General features: G+C 52.1%; 11 protein-coding genes. 1 reads left to right on the plus strand and 10 read right to left on the minus strand.

All coding sequences use genetic code 11. The features are described 5' to 3' along the window. The first annotated feature begins 33 nt into the window (after positions 1-33). Positions 34-3,261: a discoidin domain-containing protein gene (locus FHS18_RS32325; RefSeq protein ID WP_183604532.1), complete on the plus strand. Its 3,228-nt coding sequence runs from the start codon at positions 34-36 to the stop codon at positions 3,259-3,261. A 74-nt stretch (positions 3,262-3,335) separates the two neighbouring features. Here the strand turns inward: FHS18_RS32325 and FHS18_RS32330 are convergent, their stop codons facing one another. The 10 genes from FHS18_RS32330 to FHS18_RS32375 all read right to left on the minus strand — a co-directional run bounded on the left by FHS18_RS32330 (position 3,336) and on the right by FHS18_RS32375 (position 22,362). After that, positions 3,336-5,441: a glycoside hydrolase family 36 protein gene (locus tag FHS18_RS32330; RefSeq protein WP_183604533.1), complete on the minus strand. Its 2,106-nt coding sequence runs from the start codon at positions 5,439-5,441 to the stop codon at positions 3,336-3,338. A gap of 11 nt (positions 5,442-5,452) precedes the next feature. Beyond that, entirely contained in the window at positions 5,453-6,298 is an 846-nt protein-coding gene (locus FHS18_RS32335; RefSeq protein ID WP_183604534.1) for a carbohydrate ABC transporter permease, read from the minus strand. A 4-nt stretch (positions 6,299-6,302) separates the two neighbouring features. Continuing rightward, positions 6,303-7,193, minus strand: a complete 891-nt coding sequence (locus FHS18_RS32340; RefSeq protein ID WP_183604535.1) for a carbohydrate ABC transporter permease — start codon at positions 7,191-7,193, stop codon at positions 6,303-6,305. A 319-nt stretch (positions 7,194-7,512) separates the two neighbouring features. Next, positions 7,513-8,847: an ABC transporter substrate-binding protein gene (locus tag FHS18_RS32345; protein ID WP_246428042.1), complete on the minus strand. Its 1,335-nt coding sequence runs from the start codon at positions 8,845-8,847 to the stop codon at positions 7,513-7,515. Between the two features lie 105 nt (positions 8,848-8,952). Further along, positions 8,953-10,575, minus strand: coding sequence for a response regulator transcription factor (locus FHS18_RS32350; protein ID WP_183604536.1), 1,623 nt, complete (start codon positions 10,573-10,575; stop codon positions 8,953-8,955). A 5-nt stretch (positions 10,576-10,580) separates the two neighbouring features. Continuing rightward, a complete protein-coding gene (locus tag FHS18_RS32355; RefSeq protein ID WP_183604537.1) occupies positions 10,581-12,287 on the minus strand; it encodes a sensor histidine kinase in 1,707 nt (568 codons plus the stop codon). 202 nt (positions 12,288-12,489) lie between these two features. Next, a complete protein-coding gene (locus FHS18_RS32360; RefSeq protein WP_183604538.1) occupies positions 12,490-17,760 on the minus strand; it encodes a LamG-like jellyroll fold domain-containing protein in 5,271 nt (1,756 codons plus the stop codon). 212 nt (positions 17,761-17,972) lie between these two features. Beyond that, the gene (locus FHS18_RS32365; protein WP_183604539.1) at positions 17,973-18,803 is read right to left on the minus strand and encodes a hypothetical protein; all 831 of its coding nucleotides are present in this window, start codon (positions 18,801-18,803) and stop codon (positions 17,973-17,975) included. Between the two features lie 71 nt (positions 18,804-18,874). Further along, positions 18,875-20,755 (minus strand): UvrD-helicase domain-containing protein, encoded by a 1,881-nt coding sequence (locus tag FHS18_RS32370; protein ID WP_183604540.1) that lies wholly within the window; start codon positions 20,753-20,755, stop codon positions 18,875-18,877. Further along, the gene (locus FHS18_RS32375) at positions 20,737-22,362 is read right to left on the minus strand and encodes an ATP-dependent nuclease (RefSeq protein ID WP_183604541.1); all 1,626 of its coding nucleotides are present in this window, start codon (positions 22,360-22,362) and stop codon (positions 20,737-20,739) included. Before FHS18_RS32375 ends, FHS18_RS32370 begins: the two co-directional genes overlap by 19 nt. Positions 22,363-22,504: the final 142 nt, after the last annotated feature.

The following is a 22,504-nucleotide window of genomic DNA, read 5'->3' on the forward strand; positions in this document are numbered from 1 at the left end:
AGATTGCGGAACCATTCCAAGGGAGGTTGGACAATGAAAAAATCGTTTGCCGTTCTGATGGTGATCGCCATGCTGTGCTTACCATCCGGAATCCTGCCGTTCGCCGAACAGGCTTCCGCCGCCGGAACCAGCGCCGTGCAGGCCGTATACAGCTCCTACAATAACACGGATACCAACAATCGTCTCACGGCGCAGCCGAACAAATCGTTATCGCCTGTCACGAACGCCGCTGCCGACGCGGTTATTACGATCGACCCTTCGATTACGTACCAATCGTGGGTCGGCTTCGGCGGCTCGATCGAGCACGACAGCATATGGGAGCTTAACCGGCTCAGCAGCGCCGATAAGGCAAGTGCCTTGCAAGCGCTGTTCGATCCCGCTGCCGGGAATAACTACAACTTGATGCGCTTGTCCATCGCATGCCCGGACTTCTGCCCCGATTACGACGCAAGTATCTCGCCTGACAAAGGCTACTGGACCTACGACGATATGCCGGCTGGCCAGACAGATCCGAACCTGACGAATTTCTCCATTCAGAAAGATATCGATCTCGGAGTCATCTCGACGCTGCAGCAGATTCTCCAGATCAATCCGAATGTCCGCTTCTATGCGTCGATGTGGTCGCCGCCAGCCTGGATGAAGGATAACGGCACCATCGTGAATGGCGGTCACGTCCTCCCCCAGTACTATCAGGCGCTGGCGAATTACTATGTGAAGTTTATTCAAGCCTACCAGTCGTATGGCATTCCGATCTACGCGGTGACGCTGCAAAATGAACCCGATATCTCGGTCGGTTACCCGAGCACGCTATGGACGACCGACGAACAGATGAATTTCGCGCAAGTTCTGGGCCAGACGTTCGCGGCGGGCGATATCAAGGCGAAGATCTGGGGACTCGACGCGAATGAACACGTCACGTTCGACTACGCCAAGGAGCTCGTCAATCCGGCCAGCTCGCCATACGTCGACGGTTTCGGGTTCCATAACTATACCGGGCAGCCGATTACGCAATCGACGGCGCTGCATGCCCAGTACCCCGACAAGACGATGCACCTGACGGAAATAACGAACGGCGCCGCGAAGCTGGTGGATTACTTCCGCAACTGGATGAGCAGCTATACTTACTGGCTCACGTTCATCGAATTCGTGCCGAAAACATTCGACGCGAACGGGAACCGGATCGCCGGCGGCGGACCTGGCCCCGGATTCTGGCAAGATACGTACCGCGATCCGGCTCAAGATCCCGACTTCTGGGTGGATTCGCAAGTCTCATGGGCCGGCACGCCCGGCAACAGCACCTACAAGCTGAATGCCTGGTATTACACGTTCGGGCAATTCTCACGATTTATTCAGCCCGGCGCGATCCGGATCGACAGCACGGGCGCCATCGGCACGGATGTGACGAACGTGGCGTTCAAGAATCCCGACGGGACCATCGTCGCCATCGTCGTCAACCGAACGCCGGGTCCTAACGGCAGCAATGCGACGGACAGCAACACTTCGGCTAAGACGCTCAAGATCGTGACGCCGGACGGGCAATTTACCGATACGATCCCGGGCGATACGGTCGCGACGTACAAATGGACGCCGGTAACCGGCGATGCCTTATCGAAGAGCGGATGGTCCGCTTCCGCCTCGCATACGAGCGGGTCCTATACGGCAACGCAAGCCATCGACGGCAATACGGACACGGTATGGACGAGCGGCGCGAATGAAGCGGCAGGCCAGAGCTTCACGCTGAATCTTGGGGCGGCGCAAACTTTTGACCAAGTCAGCCTGAATCTCGGCTCCTTGTCGAGCGACGCCCCCGTCTCCTACCAGCTACATGTCTCTGATGACGGAACCAATTGGGGCAGCCCGGTTGCATCGGGGACCGGAACCAATCATATGACGAACATCGCTTTCGCTTCTCAGACCAGATCGTATATCCGGATTACGTTAACGGGCAGCGCCAGTCATTGGTGGTCCATCGCGGATCTCTCCTTGTACAACAGCCAGAGCGGCCTGCTTCCGCGGAACGGATGGACAGCGACCGCGTCTTCGACGAACGGGTCGGATACCGCAAGCCAAGCACTGGACGGATCCTCTTCGACGAGATGGGCGAACGGAACGGCGCAAACAGCCGACCAGTGGTTCCAAGTCGATATGGGATCGGCGCATACCTTCAACAAAATCTCGCTCGATGCAGGACCGAACAGCGGGGACCAGCTTCGCCAATACAGCGTCTATGCATCCAATGACGGCGTGAATTGGGGCACTCCGATTGCCAGCGGAACGGGGATCGGCCAAGACGTTCAGATCTACGTGCCATCTCGCACGGCTCGCTACCTTAAAGTGACTCAGAACGGCAGCGACTCGAATTGGTGGTCGATCGCGGAGTTCCGCGTCTATCAAGCCGCGCCAACGCTTATCGACCGGTCCGGTTGGCAGGTATCGGCTTCTGCATCAGGCAGTGGAACGACGCCAGACGGCGCGCTGGACGGCAATCTTGCGACACGTTGGGCGAACGGGGCCGCGCAGGCTAACGGTCAGTGGTTCCAGGTGGATATGGGTACGATCAACACCATCTCCGGTATGGCGCTGAACGCGGGCAGCTTTACCGGCGACTATCCGCAAGGCTACGCGGTAGACGCTTCACTCGATGGGGTCAATTGGCAGCGGGTCGCGGAAGGCTCGGTTGCCGCGCAAGACGTCATGATCGCTTTCCCCGCTACCTTCGCCAGATATCTGAAGGTTACGCAGACGGGGACTGCCGCCTCCAACTGGTGGAGTATCGCGGAGATTAACGCCTTCGGAGTAGAGAAGTCTCCTTCCATGGGGACACGAATCAGCCATGCCGGATGGACGGCTACGGCTTCCCACACCGAAGCAGGCGGCAACCCTGGCGTCGCCATCGATGAATGGCTGCAATCGCCGCGCGTCGCGCCTTATTCGGATCCGCTGGACCACTCGGCTTCCCGTTGGTCGTCGGGCAAATCGCAATCCGGCGATGAGTGGTACCAAGTAGACATGGGATCATCGCGGACTTTTAACACGCTGGAAATCAACGGAGGCGGCTCCCCGTCCGACTATGCGCGGAGCTTCACGCTCTATGTCTCGAACGACGGAACGAATTGGACGCCGGTGGCTAGCAGCGCAGGTCCCGGCCCCGTGCAGCGCGTCAAATTCGATACGGTGAACGCAAGGTACTTCAACATCAATCAGACCGGTACGGCAGGCAATTGGTGGTCGATCGCGGAGATTAACCTGTATCTGCAGTGATCCTGCAACGCAAACAACCCGCAAGCGCGCATAATGCGTCCTCTTGCGGGTTCTTTGTGTCACCATTTATCGTCTCATTGCACCTGAAACTCGAACAGTCTAGCCATTCGGGTCTTCGGCAAAGTAACCGTCAATGCTCCTTGCGAGGCGTCCCAGGACCAGGCCTCGTCTGCGTTAGACGGATAGGCCATTCGTGCCTGAATCGGCAGATGTCTGAGCGCCGGGATCGGAATCTTGCACGTCTCCTCCGAATCGTCCATGCGCCAGACGGCCAGCAGCCACGTGCTGTTATTGCGAATGCCGAAGCTAAGCCAGGGGCTCTCGAAATTCGGCAGTCCAAGCGGCCAGAACGGCAGCCCTTCGCGGATATGGCCGCGAATCTCCTTGTAGTAGGCGATCGCCTCTTGCACCAGCGCTAACCGTTCGCTGCTGATCTCGGCCAGATGTCCGCTCTGATGGATGCGCAGCAGCAGCGAATTGACCATATTCACGATGACTTCTTCCTCGTCGCCTTCCCGCAGCGGATACGACCAGACCGCGGCTTGTTCCGGCGTCACGAGGGAAGCGCTGGCAGCCGCGATGACGGCATTCTTCGCGTAATCCGTCTGATCGCTCGTCGATTGAATGCTGTGCCTGCTTAGCAACGCGTAATCGATGCGCATGCCGCCGCTGCCGCAATTCTCGATGACGAGATCGGGATAACGCGCGAATACGCCGTCCAGCCAGCCGAGATAAGCGCGATTATGGTCGAGCAGGCCGTCTCCGGCGCTGTCCGCTTCATGATCGGTGCCGATCCCGGCGTTAATGTTGTAGTCCATCTTGATATAACCGGCGCCGTACTCGCCTACGACCCGGTCGATAACCTTGTCCGCATACGCCCTCACGTCCGGATTGCGGAAGTCGAGCTGATAACGGGCATGGTCGATGACCCGTTTGCCGTGGCGGAGAAAAAACCAGTCGTCCGGCACCTCCGAGGCCAGCTTGCACTGCGTGCCCATCACTTCAATCTCCAGCCACAGTCCGCCGATCATGCCCTTATCCCGGATATATTGCATGACTTCGCCGATCCCGCCCGGAAAACGGGCCTCCGACGGCAGCCATTCGCCGACTCCGTCCCACCACTCGCCATCGGAATACCAGCCGCAATCGACGCAATAATACTCGCAGCCGGCTGCGGCGGCCGCATCGATCAGCGGCAGCAGCTTCTCCGTCGTCGGGTCGCCGAACAAGCAATTCATGTAGTCGTTGAAAATAACGGGCAGCCGGACATTGTCCGCATTGGGACGGCGAATGGCTCTGCGATACCGCGTCATCTCGGCGATGGCCTTCTCGACCCCGCCCTTCACGACGCCGATCGCCGCCGGAACCGTCACGAACGTCTCGCCCGGGGCGAGCGTTTTCCACCAATGATTCTCGGCTTCCGTCGGCCCGCTCAGCTGCAGGTACAGCTGGTCGGCCATATCGCTGATTTCCCAGTGCCATGAGCCGTTGTGCTCGATCTGCCAGACAAGTCCGGTACCCGCTTCGGCATTCTCCAGGAATCCCATCGGCGCGTATTGCGAACTGGACCATGTGCCCGTGCTCGCATACGATAACCGCTTCATGGAGAAGGCATTGACCTGCTCCAGTCCAAGCTCGGGCAGGCTGTACTGCCGCCACTGGGCTTCGCCATACCACGTATTGTGCGGGATATGCAGCCGCATCTTCTCACCGCGATCCCCCATACCCTCGCGGTCGATGCCATACAGGGCGAAGGTCGATACATACTCGAGGCCGATCGTCTCCGTGCTCGAATTGGCCAGCTCCGTCCATGTCCGGACGACCTGGATCCGGTCATAGAATTGAAGATGATAATGCGCCGTCAAGCCTGTCTGGCGATCCTCCAACTGCCAGGTGATCCACCGGCCGCTCGCATTGCGCCGATCCTCCGTGCCGATCAGCTTCAGCCGCCCGCCCGGCAGCGTGCCGGTATGCTTCGACCCGTGATGGTCGTTATGGTTCTCGCCGCTGGCGTGAACCTCGATAAGGCGGTATTTCGCCCGTATTTTATCCGGCCATTGCGCTACGTCTTCCGGCTCTCCCGTCCCGAAGTGCAGCAGCCGGACATCGCCGTCTGCCGTAATCTCGAGCAAGAGCTCAATGCCGTTCTCGGAGATGCGCTGCCATGTGGATTCAATCATGTTGCCTCACCTTAGCCTTTCACCGCGCCTGCCGTCATGCCTTCCACCAAGAAGCGCTGCAGGAATACGAAGATAATGACGATCGGGAGCACGCTGAGCACGGAGGCGGCCATCATGCTGCCCCAATCCGTCTGGTACAACCCTTTGAACAGGCTCACGCCTGGCGTTAACGTCCGGTGCGACTCGTCGTTGATGAACACGAAACCGAACATGAACTCATTCCATGCATTGAGGAAGGCGAACAAGGACGTCGATACGAGCGACGGCAGCGAGACCGGCAGCAGAATGCGGAAGATGATTCCGACGCGGCTGCAGCCGTCGATCTCCGCCGATTCCTCCATCTCGTACGGAATCGTATCGAAGAAGCCTTTCATCATGAACGTGCACAGCGGAACGGTGAACGTGGTGTACGCCAGGATGAGCGAGGCGTACGTGTTGATGAGCGAGACGTTCTTCATCAGGAGATAGAGCGGAATGAGCAGCAGAACTCCCGGGATCATCTGCGACAGCATCATCGCGACGCCGAATAGCTTGACGCCTTTGAACCGGACGAATCGGCTCAGCGCGTATCCTGCGAAGATCGAGATCAGGAGCGCGGCGACGGTTGTTACCGAGGCGATGAACAAGCTGTTTTTGAAAAAGGTCAAGAATGCCGAGTTGTTCAGCACGTTGTCAAAGTGGCCGAACGTCATCTTTTTCACCAGGAAGCTCGGGTTCAGCGTGCGGATCTGGTCATCCGGCTTGATCGAGGTGACGAACATCCACAGGAATGGCATGAGGCAATAAAACGTGAACCCCGCCAGCACCAAATATGTCGCAATAGTCAGAATTCTTTGCTTCCGACGGCTGATTAACATGTGATCACCCCCTGTTTTTCCGCGTGGCGTAGAAGTAGTAGAGTACGAATCCGGCGACCATGAAACCGAGCATCATCGAGGCAAGCGCCGAAGCCTGGCCGAAATTGTATTCCTGCATCGCGTAACGGTAGATCATGATCGGGAGCGTCTCGGACGAATGGAGCGGTCCTCCTTCGGTCATCACCCAGATGAAGTCGAAGTTCACGGCCGTCCAGATGATGTGGATGAACACAATCGTCAGCGACACCGTCTTCAGCTGCGGCAGCACGATGTGCCAGAACCGGCGGCGTACGCCCGCTCCATCGATGGCGGCGGCTTCGATCATATCCCGGGACACCGATTGCAGTCCGGCCAGCAGGCTGATCGTGAAGAACGGGAAGCTCCGCCAGATGTTGACGAAGACAACCGTGAGCAGCGCCGTGTTCAGTTCGCCCAGCCAATAGTAAGGCTGATCGATGATGCCAAGCTTAACCATCCATATATTGAGAATGCCGTAGTCCGGCGTCAGCATCCATGTCCATGTCATCCCCGCGATCACGATCGGTACGACCCAAGGGATGATAATAACGCCTCGGAATAACGTTCTGCCAATGACTTTCTGATTAAGCGCAATCGCCGATACAAGGCCCAGCACATATTCGCCGGCCACGGATAACACGGTCCAGATGACGGTATTCCTAAGCGCCGTCATGAAATATTCAGCCTTCACAACCTCTGCGTAATTCGCTAATCCCGCGAATCCGTTCTCCGCTTTATTCAGCAGATTCTTCAATTGAAAGCTGTCCCATAGCACCTGCCCGAGCGGGAAGGCATTCAGCAGGAGGAAGAACAGCAACGCCGGTACGATGAATGCAACCGCGATTCGTCTTGCTCGCTTCTCTCTTAACGTCAGCATGTTCGTTCACCACTTTATCCAGAATGAAAAAGCAAGCATTCGCGAGGTAACGCAAGTGTCCGCGCCTCCCAGGCGATACTTGCTTTTTATACAGAAATTTCAACCAGGTGTTGCTGCGCAAGAGTGATGATCTTCCGATCGCTGTTGTTCGCGGATTACTTGAATGTATGAGTTAAGGGGGTAATCCTCTCACAAAGGCGAACGTTACAGGTGATTGTCTTGCGATTATCGGAATGCATCGCAACATCCACCTTACTTCTTCAGATTCATCTCTCTTTCTCCGCTCTTTGGTTGATTTTCATAAGTTCAACTTATAGACTTAGCTCCCGCTCAGCTCGCCGTTCTTCTTCAAGCTGTCGTTGATCGCGTCGGCTAGCTTCTTGGCCACATCCTCCGGCTTCTCTTTCTTGAGCAGCGCGAGCGCCAAGGAATCTTCCATCGCCTTCGTGATGCCGCCCAGCGAGACGGCCGGATACGCGATGCCCTGCTCGGCAAGCGCCATGAATTCTTTGCCCCAGCCTTCGCTCACGACGTCGGTGCGCGGCGCGCTGGACGGGTTAACCGCCTTTTGGTAATCGGCGCCCATCAGGAACGTGGCGAACTCGAATGTTTCTTCCGGATGCTTCGACTTGTAGATGAACAGCGGCGCGATCTCCATGAACGTCGCAGGCTTGCTGCCGTAGATCGGAGGCGCAACCTTCACGTCCTTCATCCCTTCCGGATTCTCGGAAGCGCGGCCCTCGATCCATGTGCCGTTCACGACCATCGCATATTGGCCGAGCACGAAGTTCTGGTCTTCTTCTTCCCAGCCCCAAGTGCGCGCGTCAGCTTTCACCGCGTTCTTCGCCACGAGGTCTTGATAGAATTGGAACACTTCCGCAGCTTTGGCCAATTGATCCGGGTTATCCTGCCAGGTATTCTTGAACTTGCCGTCGGCTTGTTTCTCGGCGAGCGCCACGTCGTTCTGCGCCAGGTACATGATGAGCTCTTGCGGCGAGCGTACGCCAGCGCCGGCAATGCCGAAGATTTCTTTGCCCGTCTTGTCCTTGAACGCCTGCGCCGCGTTCAGCAGCTCATCCCACGTCTTCGGCGGCTCGGTTAGACCGCCTTGCTTGAGCAGGTCTTCATGATACAGGAGCGCGCGGATGCCGAGGTAGTTCGGCAGGGCTTTCAATTTGCCGTCGACTTGCATCGCCTCGAGCACGTTCGGGTAGATCTTATCTTTCTCCGGCCAGGCATTGAACGAATCCGTCAGATCGGCCAACGCATCCAGCTTGTTGAACTCGCCGAACCATTCGCCGAGGCCCCAGCTGATATCCGGCGCGTCGCCCGCGTTGATCGCGGCCACCAACTTGTCGTGCAGGACGTCGTAGGAGATGACCTGCAGGTCGACGTTGATATTGTCATGGCTGTCGTCGAATTCTTTGACCTTCTGTTGAATCGTCTTGCCTTGATCCGAGCTCGGGTCGAGCGCCGACCAGAATTTCAGCGTGACCGCTTCCGTCTTCGTCTCTGGCTCGGTTGCCGAGGTATTCGTACCGGAAGTCTCATTCGAAGGTGCCGGCGTTTCATTATTGCTGTTACCGCATGCCGACAGCGCGGATGCGAGCATCATGCTGCTAATCAAGACCATAGACCATTTCGCCATTTTCATGGAGGAGCCCCTCTCTCTCGATCGTATCGTTTTGTTTACGCTTTAATTGTATCGCGGAAGAATCAAGGGGGTAATGACTCGATATTCACAGCAATGTTTAAAATATTACGACTCGCCGCGCTCCCCGCCGGCCATTTGCCGGAATTCGGTCGGCTTCACCCCGGTCGCCTTGCGGAACACTTGGCTGAAATACCGCTGGTCCGTGTAACCGACCGCGTCCGCCACTTCATACGCCCGAAGCGTGCTGTTGCTGAGCAGCTTCTTGGCCTGTTCGATCCGCAGCCCCGTCACATACTCGAGAAAGCTGACGCCTACGATATTTTTGAACAGCGTGCAGAAGTAATTCTTGTTGATATAGTAGCGCTCGGCAATCTGATCCAGCGACACGGTACGGTATTGCTCGTCGATATAGGTGCGGATCACCTCGATCAGCTGCTTGCCGCTCTTGGCCTTGTACTCCGTCGAATTCTGGGCGATGAGGCTGCCCGTCAGCCTGAGCAACGATTCCTTCGTATGCAGAAAATGCAGCGCCTGCACAGATGACTTCACCTCGCCTAGCAAGAGGCTCATGTCCTCGTTCATCGGATAGAGCGACAGCTTGCGCATCAGCTCGGTGACCGACTTCTTCCAGTCGGAGACGCTCATCGCGCCCAGCATATTCTCGTGGAAGGCTTCCTCCAGCAACTCGATCAGCTTGTCGTTGTCGCGCAGGGAGCCGGTCTCGATCAGCAGATCGAAGAGCAGACCGATGTCTTTCCACAACACCTCGGCCTTCGAGATTTCTCGTTTCGCCCCGCGCGCTTCCCCGCTGTAGCAGATGACGGGCTGGTCGCCTGCCAGCTTCAACGTCTCCAACGCCTGCTGGGCTTCGGCATAGGCGGTCGCCATCTTCGAGATGCGCGTCTTATAGCCGCTGACGCCGATGATCGCGCGCATCTTAAGCCCGTTCGTGAGTCCGGCTTGAAGCTGGCCGAGCTTCGGCAACAAGGCGCTGACCTGCTTATCGGCCATCGGCACGAACAGGACGAATTCGTTGATGTGGTACAGGTTCCGGAAGACGAGCGACGATGGGCCAGCCACTTCACGAATGACGTTGCGAGCGGCGTAATAAAAGGCCGGCCGGTCGCCTTCGTACCTAGCTTGAATCTGCTCTTCGAAGTCCGTGAACCGGACAATCGCCGCCGCGTAACCCGTCTCCGGCAGCTGCAGCAGCAGACGCTGCGCCTGCACGGCGATCTCGTTCTCATCGGTGATGGACGAGCCGACGATCTGCGTCAAGAACTCGTCTTGCATAAGCACCAGCCCTTCGCCGAGCACCGCTTTCTCATGGATGCGTTCCGCCTGGGAGCGTGAATCCTTCTGAATCTGCTCCACCGCCTTGCCGAGCGCCCGTAGCAGCTCTCCCTCTTGGACCGGCTTCAATAAGTAATCGTAGGCGCCGAGCTTGAATGCGGATCGCGAGTATTCGAACTCTCCGTAACCGCTGAGCACGATGACCTTCGCGCTGACGTCCGAATGCTCCAGCCAAGCCATGAACCCCAGCCCGTCCGTTAACGGCATTCGGATATCGGTCAGGATGAGATGAGGGCGGCTTGCCTCCGCCAGCCGTTTGGCCTCCTCTCCGTTATAGGCGTGCCCGGCGATCTCCCAGCCAAGCTTCTCCCAAGGGATTAGACTGTCCAATTGCTCGTGTACGGCAGATTCGTCGTCGACGATTAAGATACGCATCGTATTTACTCCTTTCTAAGTGGCAGACGGTAGATGACCCATGTGCCTCGGCCTTTGCGGCTCTTTAATTGAAAGCCAAAGTCGTCTCCGCAGATGAGACGTATGCGGGAATGGACGTTATGCAGCCCGATGGAACCTTTCTCCTTGTCCTCGCTTCGGCGGTCATGGAAAAGCATTTTCCGGAGCGCATCAAGCTCCTTCTCGTCCAAGCCGATGCCGTTATCGACGACGCCGAGGTACAAGCAATCTTCGGACGGGCTGATGCGCGCCGTAATCTTGATCAGCTTGCGGTCGCCCGGATGCGGGATCAGCCCATGTTCGACCGCGTTTTCCACGATCGGCTGGAGGATTAGCTTCGGGATGCGGGCTTCCATCGTGCCGGGGTCTAAGTCGAAGCGGACGCGGATGACGCCCGGGAAACGTTTGTTAATGATAACGAGATAATTGCGGATATGCATCACTTCGTCGCGCAGGTTCACCCATTCGTTCTCGATGTACATATTGTAGCGGTACATGTTGCTGAGCGACTGGCAGATGAGCTTCAGCTCGGGAACTCGGTTGACCTCGGCGATGCCGGCCATCATCTGCAGCGTGTTGAACAAGAAGTGCGGCGAGATTTGCGCCTGCAGTGCTTTGATCTGCGTTTCCTGGTTCACGAGGCGCAGCTTCAGGTCGTGCTCGATGAGCTGCTCCATTTTCTCCGTCATCGCATTGAACTGATTGCCGAGGAATCCGATCTCGTCCTTCGTCTTCACCTCGACCCGGCCGCTGTAGTCCCCGATCTGGATCCGGATCATCTGCCGGTGCATCTGGATGATCGGCTTCGTAATATTGAAGCTGAGCCACAGCGAGAAGACGATGGCAAGCAGGAATGCAATCGCTATCATAATCAGAGCGATCCGTTGGTAGAAAAGCTGCTCGGGATGGATCTCGTATGTATAGTTCAGCTTCCACGAGGAGGACGCGAGTTCGGTCTGAATCGATACCATATGCGGGCCCTTCTGTCCTGTATATTGCTGTCCCGTCTGCAGGGGTTCGGTCCCATATACGATCGTGCCATCCGGGTTCATGATCGAGATTTGCCCGCGGTAGAACGTATTGTACGATTCGGTCATCTCGCGGAACACCTTCTCCGACAGATCGATCACGAGCAGCCCGGCCGGCTCCCCGCGATAGCGTACCGTATAGAGGAATTGGACGATCGGCTCACGGTAAGGCGACGAATAGATGACCTTCATCGAAGGTGCGTAATCTTGCCTCTTGATCTCCCGTTGAAGCGCCGTTAGATCGGATGCTTCGAAATGCGGATAGATATTCGGGAAGAAGTTGCCTAATAGGTCGGTCTGGCCTAGGCGAAATAAGTACATGCCGAGGATATTCTTCACCCTCGACTGGTTATAGACGTTGAGGAAGAATTCGTGAATGTCCCGGTGCGTATCGTACGTTCGGCTGTCGCTCAAGAATTCCTTGCCGAGCGCGATGCTCTCGATCAAGTCCGGGTTCGAGTAGATCTGATAAGCCGTCTCGCTCAGCGTTACCGAGAACTCCTCGATCTTCGCCTTCAGATCGTGCGTAATCCGGTTCTCCGCGAACTCCTGGTCCCGCTCGATCTGTTGGTCCACCTGGTACAGAATGATGCTGGCCGTGATCGCCAGAGGCAGGGCCGTGGTCAGGAGCATGGCGAGAAATATTTTCATCCGAATTCGTTTCATGGCAAACAAACGCATCCCACCAATTCTATGAAAGTGACAAATAACGGCGGCATGCGCTGTCTACACGTTCGCTCGCCTCTACCATCATAAACCAAGCATGATTCGATGGCGTCAACATTTTGTATAAGCAAAAACAGACGATTCGCAACTTCCAATCGCCTGCTCCGCTATTCCTATTCGCCGGTGGCCGGCCTCTCCCGCGTTATTGCAGGATCAAGCTCGCCACATGCGCGATATCGATAATGTCGATCACGCCATCCTGGTTGAAATCCGCTCTAGCGTAAGTCGACTGCCAAGCCGGGTCGTCTGATGTCTTGCCGTAGTACGAAGCCACCATCGCCAGATCGCCGATCGAGTATCTCGCATCCCCGTTCAGATCGCCGTTCGGCTGCTCGTTGCCCTGAATCTGGATGCCGAGACTGCTGCCTTGCAGCACCGTCTCAATGCCCGCGGCATTCGCAAGCACGACATTCCCCAGCGCCACCGTCGTGAAGGTGGTCTGCGTCCCTTTCACCTTCCAGGTCAGCTTGAACATCACGCCGGAAGCTTCCGGCTTACCGCCGATGTTGGCCGCGATGAGGCGTACTTGGCCAGCTGTCTCGGTCGATTGAGCCACCAGCTCCCAAGCCTTCTGGACCGGCTCCGCCTTCACGAATTCCAGTTGCTCCGCATCATACGTGACCGTCACATCCTGGGCGAAGACGTCTGCTTGCTTCTGCTTCAGCACGTAGTTGAGGTCGAAGGACTTGCCTGGCTGCACGGCTTGCGGTCCTTCCAATGCGGTTTGACGGTTATCCGTCGAACCTTCCACGGATGCCTTCGCGACCTCGAATTTATCGAAATATGGCGCGTACTGCACGACATTGCTGAACCGGTACGAGTTGTCGTTATAGATCGTGATCGTATTGTTGCCTTCCGTCAGCGTCACGTCGACCACCGTATTGCGAATGGCCTCCCAAGACAGCGTGTTGATAAAATAAACCGTCTGCGGCGTTCCGCCGTTCACGACGACCTGCGCATAACGCTCGACCAGGTCTGTGTTGTACGGGTGAATGTAGCCGGTCGGATGCGCGTCCGTGACGATCGGCGGCGCCGGCTCGTTATTGACGTAATCGACCGACAGCTTATAAGCTCCCGCTTCCGATACGGTCACGTCGAACGTAAGACCGTTGTCCTTGCTCTCGCCGATATCGGTAACCCACTGACCGCCGGACGCATTCACGTTGTCCGTGGCTGTTGCGGTTCCGAACAAGGTCGCGCTCTCCGCTTCGATGACGGTCGTGTGCTGCTCGGTTGCTGCCGGAGCTGGTGCGATCTTCAGCGAGTCGATCGCGATCGGCTTCGATGCCGCTACCTTGAGCGTATTAACGCCTGCCGTCAGATACAACTTTGGTCCGTCAGCGGTAGCGAATCCGCTCGAAGGCGTGTATTTGACACTGCCGACCGGACTCCATTCCGCCTTGATCGATTGGTCGCTCGCGGCCGTTGCCGGGTGGACGGCGATCTGCTTGAACAGGTCTGCCGTACCCGCGGAATCCGCGGCGTAGTCGAGCGTCACGTCGTAATACCCATTTTCGGGCACGACTGCCGTGAAGACGATCTCTCCGCTGCCGGTTACATAGCCGCTTGAGCTAAAGTTCGGCTTGTCATTTGCTCGGTTGTAGCCATTGCCCGCTTGCGCCTCTTCCGCTTCCAATACGAGCGGAGCAGATACCTTCAATCCACGCGCACCGTTATACGTCACATCCACTTTGTCGAGCGAAGCATCCATCCCGCCGCTCTTGCTGAATTGCAGCGTATGCTCGCCTGCCGTCAGATCGACGTACAGCACCTTGCTCTTGAAGTAGTCATCGAAGATTGTGGAATCATAGTCGAGATTCCCGTACTCCTCACCGTCAATGGTCAGAAGTTGCTGGGCTAGCAGACCTTGCGCACGGTTCTTGCCATCCGTCAGCGGCGCCTGATTGCCGTAGAACATTTCTAGCTTATAGCTGCCATCGACCGGCGCATTAACCGCGAAGGCCACGGTATCGGCGGAAGACAATCCCTTCACATACTGGCCATTGGAAGCCGGGCTTCCGTCCATGTAGCCGATCTGAACGCCGGAGCTCAGCGTTGCGCGTTCGGCTTCATACGTCTGCGTCCATAAGCGGTCGTAGGCTGCAGGCTGAGTCACAGGCTCATCGGTAGCTGGCGTGACGATGGCAAAATACCCATCCAGCGCATTCGCGTCCGGAACCGTAATCGCCAGATTGCCCTGCTCGAGCGCGACATTGCCGTCGAACTCGACGCGCGGCGCTTCCAGCGTACCGTAGTAACCGGTGAATTTGGTCCGGTACAGCTTCACGTGTACTTTGCTTGCGTCCTTGAACGCTGCCGTATCGGCCAAGTTATGCATCGTGCTCGTGAGCGCGCCGTCCTGCCCGCCGAACAGCGCGTAAGCCGTATCCGTAGCTTCGTCGATCGAGGAGAGTCCGTACAGCCCGTCGAATTTGGCGTTCGTCGTCTCGATCGGAACGGTATTGCCGGACATCTGCGCATACCATTTGTACAGCCACCAAGCGCCATTCGGCTTATTCGCGTCCGCCGCCAATTCATTGAGCGAGTTGGCCAAATGCCAGTACGCGATCGCGCCATAGACCTTCTTCTCTTCGAAACGCGACAGCCACAGGATCATGCTGCCTGCTGCGCCCGGGTCTTCGAACCAGGAATACTCGTTAATGACGATCGGCAGCTCGGCGATGCCGTATTTGGCCTCAAGCCCGCGGTAATGATCATAATGATCGTCCCATCTGCTCTCGAAGCTGTCGCTTGCGCCATTGCCCAGCTCATGCCATGTCATCACATCCGGCACGCAGCCGTTCGCTTTGCAGTAGTTCATGAAGCCGTCCATCACGTTGTAGTTATAACCGGACAGATTCGGACCGGCGATTCTAGCGTTCGGGTCCTCTTTCTTCACGGCATCGTAGATGCGTTTGAAAGCCGCGAAGAAACCGTCTTCGTCCATATTGCCGCCGAACCAAATGCCGTCCGGCTCGTTGAAGATGACGTACACATATTTGTCGCTGTTGCGGTCGTTCTTCAGCTTACGAACCGTCTCGATCGCGAGCTGCTCGTACTGATCCAAGCCTTTGTACTCGTAAGGCCATTGGTAGTACATATCTTGGATGTAGATCTGGATCTGCTCGACGCCGGCGGTCACCACGGCATCGGATACGCGCATCCCGTCGCCTGATGGATGCTGCAGGCCGTCCGGGGCTTTCTGCACGATGACCTTCGGCTTGAGCGCTTGCAGCATGTCGATCGTCGGCACGTTCGGCTCGCTGTTGCCATAGAGGAAACCGGTAGCGCCGTGCATGATCGGACCGGTAGATTGATCCATGAAGAAGTTCGCAATCGCACCTTTGGCAGGGTCAGTGAAGAACAGCTGGTACGTCTGCTTGCCTTTGCCATTGGCTGAAGTTACGGTAATCGCGTAGCTGAAAGTGCCGGACTTCTCGACCGTGTACGTCGACTTGGCGTTCGTCGGCTGCGGCATGATGGCCTCTACTGCCGGAATCTGGGCTACGCCAGCGACCGGATAGTTATAAGCCGTTTTGTTCGCGGTAACCGGGAGCACATCGTCCTGGATCTTAATGCTCGCGAGCGTGGCATCGTAAGCGGGACCAACCAGCTGCACGAGCTGTTCCTGGCTGAGCGCATGCTTGAAGAACATGACGTCGTCCACCTTGCCCTTAAGGTCCGGATCCGCGCTGAACCGGGAGCGGCCCACCGCATTTTTCACGAAGGAAGGCGCCTGGTCGAAAATCTTCTTGTTCGCCTCCATCGACTTCACCGGCGAACCGTTGATGTAGGCGGTCTGCTGTCCGTTCTGCACCGTATAGGCGACATGCGCCCACTCGTTCTTCGGCGTGGAGAAGCCGCTCATGTATTGCTTGCCGTCCCCGGTGTTGACTTCGGCGCCGTTAAGCGTAGACACGTAGAAGAATGGGGCCGCATTGGATCCATAGTTCTGCGAGCTCGCATCGAACAACCGAGACCAGGCGTGTACGTCATTCGGCAGCTTCGTCCACATCGCGATCGTGAACCCAGTCTCATCCGTTACCTGTTCGAACAGGTTAGCTGGCAGGCTAAGCGAACCGCCTGCGCCGTTGTTGCCGCCAGGCAGATTAAGCACCGAGCCGCGCTCCGGATCGACGACCGTACCAGCGCCGCCTTCCAGCTTGGCATCGTACGTGCCGCCGTTCTTCTCGTTCAGCAGCTCCCGATTCGCATTCGGAGCCACGTCGAAGGAGTAATAATAATCCGGCGCGATCTCGCCTGGGAGCGGCGCTTTCAAATTATCGATGGCACTCCGGAGCTTGTCGAGCGCGGCGTCGATCTCCCCTTGCGACAGACTTTCGTCGGCAAGTAAAGCTTCGGTCTCGCCAATAATCGTCTGCAAGTATTGGAAGGAAGTGCTCGTGTAGTTCTCCTGCGTAATCGCCTTCGCTTCGGAGAGGAGTGCCACCAACGCATCTGTGTTGCCCACTCCGCTTAGTTCGGCGACATCCTGCTCCGTCAGGTAACGGTTATAGAACGTAAAGTCGTCGATCGAACCCTTAAAGTTCTCGTCCGACGTATACAGCGAGCGCCCGATCGCGCTATGTACCACCTTGCTTAAGTAAGCGCTATCGAAGAACTTCGGCAAGACTTGTGCAATCGAAGTAGAGCTGAATCGCTTCACGATGCTGCTATCCAGGTCAGCGATGAGTTTACCGTCCAGGTAGACGGAATAAGCATCGTTCTTCATCGTCAGGACGAGCTGTTGCCACTTATCCACCTTGAACGGATCGTCGAACTGCACATCCACGCCGTCGGTTGCGGATTTATTCGCCGCGATGCCCGTGAACAAGCGCATGTTGTAATCCCCGCCGCCGCGCACGATCGCTAACTCTGGATCGGTCCAATAATTTGCCCCGGCGTTCGTCGCGCCGAGCGCATTCGGACTCGCCGAGAACAGCCGCGTGTAGCTGTCGTTCTGCCCGACCGGCACCTTCAGCCACATCGAGATCGCGAACCCATCCGTGCCGCTCACGCCGCTGAACAAATTATCCGGCAGCGTCAGCCAGCTGCCCGCCCCCGCATTGCCGCCCGGCAGCTGCAGCACCTTGCCGCCGCGCTCCGCATCGTTCACGATCGTCGCCGCCGCACCCATGACCGCCGCGGAACCGCTCGCCACCACGTTCGTCACATTCGTGCCGTCGACCTGCTCGAACGAATATTGCGTCGTAATACTGTCTGCATACCCCGTACTTGCTGCATCTGTCTCACCTGATGGAGTTGTTGAAGGCTCTCCCGATGCCGCCGTCGTCGAAGCCAGCCCGACCTGCGCGTCCGTCGCCGCTTCCGCCTGCACCGCCGCAGGCAAGGTGTTCACCACTAACCCCAAGGCGAGCAGCTGAGAGATGAATCTTTTCGATGTGCCCTTCATCGTGTAACCCCTTTCATAACGATTCGAACTCGATTGCATTTACATTTCCATTGTATCGGATCGCCTGAAGGGGCAACATGCTTTGATGTTCAGGGGAATGTTGAAAATATTCGGGGGAGGGGACTTATTAAAAAGAAATAAACCGATTACAGTCAATGGACAGTAATCGGTTCAATGTTGATTATTATTGTTTTGTAGGTGGTAGAGATTAATTATAAATTTATCTCCAACATTTCCCGCAGTGTATCTATAGCCTCCCGCTTATTTACTGGAAGATTCATTGAACATCCCGAGTATATTACGATTGGGAGTCCTTTTGAATTCATTTTCGGCTTGAACTTAAAAAAGCGATGAGCAATACGACCTTTGCTTCCAAATAGAAAGACAGGATCTCCATCAAGGTAAAATTTATTAGGATAACTCTTTAAGATATCAGCCCATGGTAACCCTACTCCTAATATGTGCTTAACGAGCCTTAAAGCTGCTATTTCTTCAATTGATTCTATTGCTAGCTGTGTTGAAGGCATATCTCTAAACCACTTTTCTTGAGAAACCATGCCAGCTTTCCAACGGTCCGAATGAAATGGAAATAATTCAACCGTATGTAAAAATGAAACACCTCCAATAACCCGCTGAACTTGTTCGAGTTTTTTCCGTCTCCAATGACTTGGCCCTAATAAGAGGTCATATTCCTTCTCCCTATCTAGGAATTTTTCCTTTGTCCAACCTTTTGTATGACGTTCAATAATGACTTTATTCCATTGACGTTTGGCTTCGTCGTAATCAAGCCCTTTAAAAAGTTCTTTGACTTGTTTCTCAGACACTGGACCAGGGTTAAGTAAAGGCATAAATATATCTTCACTCATATCATCATTAAGATAACCATAGAAAGGTTGAGGAAATAGTTCGTAACGAAATAGATTTTGAATGTTAGAAGGTACCAACGAATAATCAGGACCGGAAGTATATTGGGTTAGTTCTGTTTGTTCTAAGAACTTATTCTCCCAATGTGATATTAAAGAAGTTATAGCCGAACGCTTCAAAGACAACCACTCCCTCAATTGTGAGCACTCAATCTGATCCAATGAATACTTGCCGTTTCAAAAGTCAAAAACTATATTTCTTTAACATTCTCGGCTCCAAACCACTGTGTGGCCTGCTCTAGAACATCAGCATTTGGGTTTTGATAGAATACACACAAATTCTCTCTAGCCCTTGTACAACAAACGTAGAACATTTTCTTGGTCCTCTTGTAAATAGACTCTTTATCTGTCCGATCACAAAATAAATACTCAAAGTTAAAATTGTTCCATCCTCCATTATTTAAAATAACTAGAACGTTATTAAATTCTGCACCTTTGATTTTATGTTGGGTCGAAAATGGGGAATGACCCTCTAGGTAATTATATAAATTTATAAACTCCACGTACTTCACTTTTTTCACTCTATTATAAAGATATTCATTATCCTTAACGAATCTCTTGAAACTGTCATCTTGTATACAGAATCTTTGATCATCAACATATTGAATTACTTGTTCGATAGTTGAATCTCTCATATTTTCAATTTGAGTTACTATTTTATTAACTCTCTCTTTATCTTCAAGAGAAATAATGCTATATTCTGTCTTTCTAATAAAGTCATTATATAGTCTCTGTCTGTATAACCAAACGATTGAATGTATTTTGAAGAGATGTTGTATTAAAGGGTCTCTCTTCGTCCCCCTACTATCTCTATCATCTGGATCTAGTTTTTTATCATCTATCAACATATCTTTTGTAATATAAAACTTTCTTACTATAGAGTACGGGAGATCTTTAACTTGTTTATAAAGCGCATTATGATCAGGATTATCAGTAATAATGTCTTTCCTTAGCTTCTTTTTATTTGTTAATTGGAGCAGATCTACTATCTCATCGAATGTAAGATTATCATCAAGTTCTAATTGAGCCTCTTTAATTTTCGTTTTTAACTTACCAATTAAGTCAATTATAGGATCTTTATCATATACTTCCATTAAATCTGAAAAACCAGCAGATGGTGCAATAAGATTGTGGGTAAGATATAATTCTTTAGTTTTTTTAGGATCAGAAAAGTCCCACCCAGAAAAGTCCTCACCATTCTTTAAGCTATTCAGATCGAGGGAATCACTAAGAGAATATAAAAACTTAACATTCCCTTCTTTTAATTTCCCCTCTTTCATATTCGGTGCTAACATATCATTTGAAGGTTCTTGTGATAAACCATCATCCCTTAATGTATTTGCCAAATCCATGACCTTTTTTGGATTTCTACGATTTTGCTTCTTTCTAACTTCAAAAAGCTCCTGAGTTTCTAAATACTTATTAAGGTCACCTATGCCATCATCGTAAATAGATTGCATTGCGTCTCCAAAAAAACCTATAATATTTACTTTATTACTTTGTTTTAGATGCTCTATGAATATCTCAATAACCTGAGAATGTGTATCTTGATATTCATCTATAAAGATAAATTGATACTTATCTTTTAATATGTCGCAAAGCAAAGGGTATGTCTTGTACATATAATTGGCTAATATTAATACTTCATTATGAGAAATAATTCCGTCACTAATTCTTGTGTAGTCTTTATACTGAATATTATTCTTAAAATAACTCACATTATTTATGATTTCGGTACCTTCGATTTTGGATTGTTTATCTTTTATTAAAGCCAATAAACTCTTCTTCAGATCCTTTTGAAATACTTTAATATTGTCCCACAAGAAATCGTGTATTGTTGAAACTTGTAAGTTTTGATGATTCACTCTTTCATTTATTTCTTTCACAGCAGCATTAGTATAAGTAATACATGCTACTTTCGACGTAGGATTTTCAGTGAGAACTTCATTTATAATTTGGACTAGAGAGTATGTCTTACCGCTTCCTGCACCTCCGCTTAAAAGAAAGTTTTTTTGTTTTCTAATAAGTTCACCTATATGTATCACTTCAGTTTCTAACTGTTTTTCAGCCATAATAATCCCTCCATGATATATCCTGGGATATGCCAATTACAGTATTTCTTATTATCCTCTTCCTGGCTGTTTAATAATATTTCCATAGCAAAAGAAGGTTTCTTATCAACACAACCCTCAGCTAAAGCATATGGATCTTTACTGTCATCTTCAAAAAAAGATATGTTTTTTAAACTCTTAAACTTTGTCTTATTGTTTACTATAAATTGTCTATTTAAATGAAAAAACGCATCTTCAAAGCTTCTGGCATGGTATTCAATTTCTGTTGAATTCACTTCTTTAGTTTGATAAATTACAAGTAAATTCCCTTGTTTGCTCGGTAACCATGTCTTAGTATTTTCATCTCTTTGAAGAAGCTTATTTTCTAGGGATAACTCTTTATAAAATAGTAAATCGTTTATTATTCCATTAGCAGATTGTGCAACTCCTGCTTCTAGGCCAACTGCTGCCGCTGTATCAAGAAAATATTGTACATATTTAGATGGATTAATAAAATGTTTTAAAGAAGCATTTGTGGTAATAGATGCATCATCATCGGCTACCTTGCACTTCCCAGTTTTTTCGCCATCTTTTGTTTTTATTTTCTTTGCGGAGTCAATATCAGTAATAATTAAAGATTTTATGCCTATAAATGCAATGAATTTTTCAAATATATGAGAATATGCTCCCACTTCAATAATAGAGATATTTTGAGAACCCAAAGGGTTTAAACTTTCCTCTTGATCAATTTTCTTCATCATTGCAGGTAATAATATTCGTTCAGTGTCTCCTTCAATAAATATAGCTTTATCGGCAAAGAAGAGCTCTGCTCGATGTAATGTTAGGTATTGTTTAAGAAATTTATAATTGTTAATTTCGCCATCTTTTTCATACTCTTTATGTAAGTCCTTAAGGTTTTTCGCTATAACCCTGTTTCTCTCCGTCTTGTAGAAGTATTTAATATCGTCGAATTCGCATTCTGAAGTTATATGACAGGAGTGCGTTGAAATAATAGTTTGTAACTGAAATGCAACTCCATCCTCACCGTTACTGGCGTGTCTTAAAATATCTTTAATATTTTTTATGAATATATATTGCATTTGTGGATGGGTATGAGCTTCTGGCTCTTCAATAAAAAGTAAATTGATGTCTGCAGGTTTTATATTTGGCATATTGTTGTTTCTAAAATCATTTAGTAACAACTCTATTTCAAAGATCATACTAATTAAATTTAGATACCCTAAACCATTAAAATTCTCTGGTAATGAATGTTCTCCCGAATGGTCATACATCACAGTTGTGTTACCTTTTAATAGTTCTTTGTGATTTAACGTAGACTCTATTTTTATCATTGAATCTCCCCGATTTATTCCACCGAAGCGTGCCACCTTGTCGATAATTCCTTTGAACATTCCCTTATAGATTTCGTTTAAGTTAATGTCCGTTTTACTAAGAGCTGACTTAAAATCATTTATAAAATGTAGCTCACTTTCTTTCTCTTCATTCTTCTCGTAATATTTTGACGAAAGATATGATAGAGTTTTGTCTGAGTCAACATTTGAAACATTTCTTTTTGCGCTGATGACTTTAAAGTTAATAATTTTATCTATATAGGACGCAATTAACAAACGAACAAAAACTCACCCGCCACCAAATCGGGTAATCAATAGTAAATAGCACCCGGTGGTGATAAAAATGAGTACTACAAAAATCGAACAACTCAATATGGCCATGAGAGAGACATCAGACAAGCGACTTTACGAAAGGTAT

The organism is Paenibacillus phyllosphaerae (genome assembly GCF_014192105.1).
Taxonomy (GTDB): domain Bacteria; phylum Bacillota; class Bacilli; order Paenibacillales; family Paenibacillaceae; genus Paenibacillus_Z; species Paenibacillus_Z phyllosphaerae.

What these genes read in the sequence shown, in the direction of transcription:
- FHS18_RS32335 (WP_183604534.1), bottom strand. Translation starts at nt 6,298, where the DNA reads ATGTTAATCAGCCGTCGGAAGCAAAGAATTCTGACTATTGCGACATAT.
- FHS18_RS32330 (WP_183604533.1), bottom strand. Translation starts at nt 5,441, where the DNA reads ATGATTGAATCCACATGGCAGCGCATCTCCGAGAACGGCATTGAGCTC.
- FHS18_RS32340 (WP_183604535.1), bottom strand. Translation starts at nt 7,193, where the DNA reads ATGCTGACGTTAAGAGAGAAGCGAGCAAGACGAATCGCGGTTGCATTC.
- FHS18_RS32370 (WP_183604540.1), bottom strand. Translation starts at nt 20,755, where the DNA reads ATGGCTGAAAAACAGTTAGAAACTGAAGTGATACATATAGGTGAACTT.
- FHS18_RS32355 (WP_183604537.1), bottom strand. Translation starts at nt 12,287, where the DNA reads ATGAAACGAATTCGGATGAAAATATTTCTCGCCATGCTCCTGACCACG.
- FHS18_RS32360 (WP_183604538.1), bottom strand. Translation starts at nt 17,760, where the DNA reads ATGAAGGGCACATCGAAAAGATTCATCTCTCAGCTGCTCGCCTTGGGG.
- FHS18_RS32350 (WP_183604536.1), bottom strand. Translation starts at nt 10,575, where the DNA reads ATGCGTATCTTAATCGTCGACGACGAATCTGCCGTACACGAGCAATTG.
- FHS18_RS32345 (WP_246428042.1), bottom strand. Translation starts at nt 8,847, where the DNA reads ATGAAAATGGCGAAATGGTCTATGGTCTTGATTAGCAGCATGATGCTC.
- FHS18_RS32325 (WP_183604532.1), top strand. Translation starts at nt 34, where the DNA reads ATGAAAAAATCGTTTGCCGTTCTGATGGTGATCGCCATGCTGTGCTTA.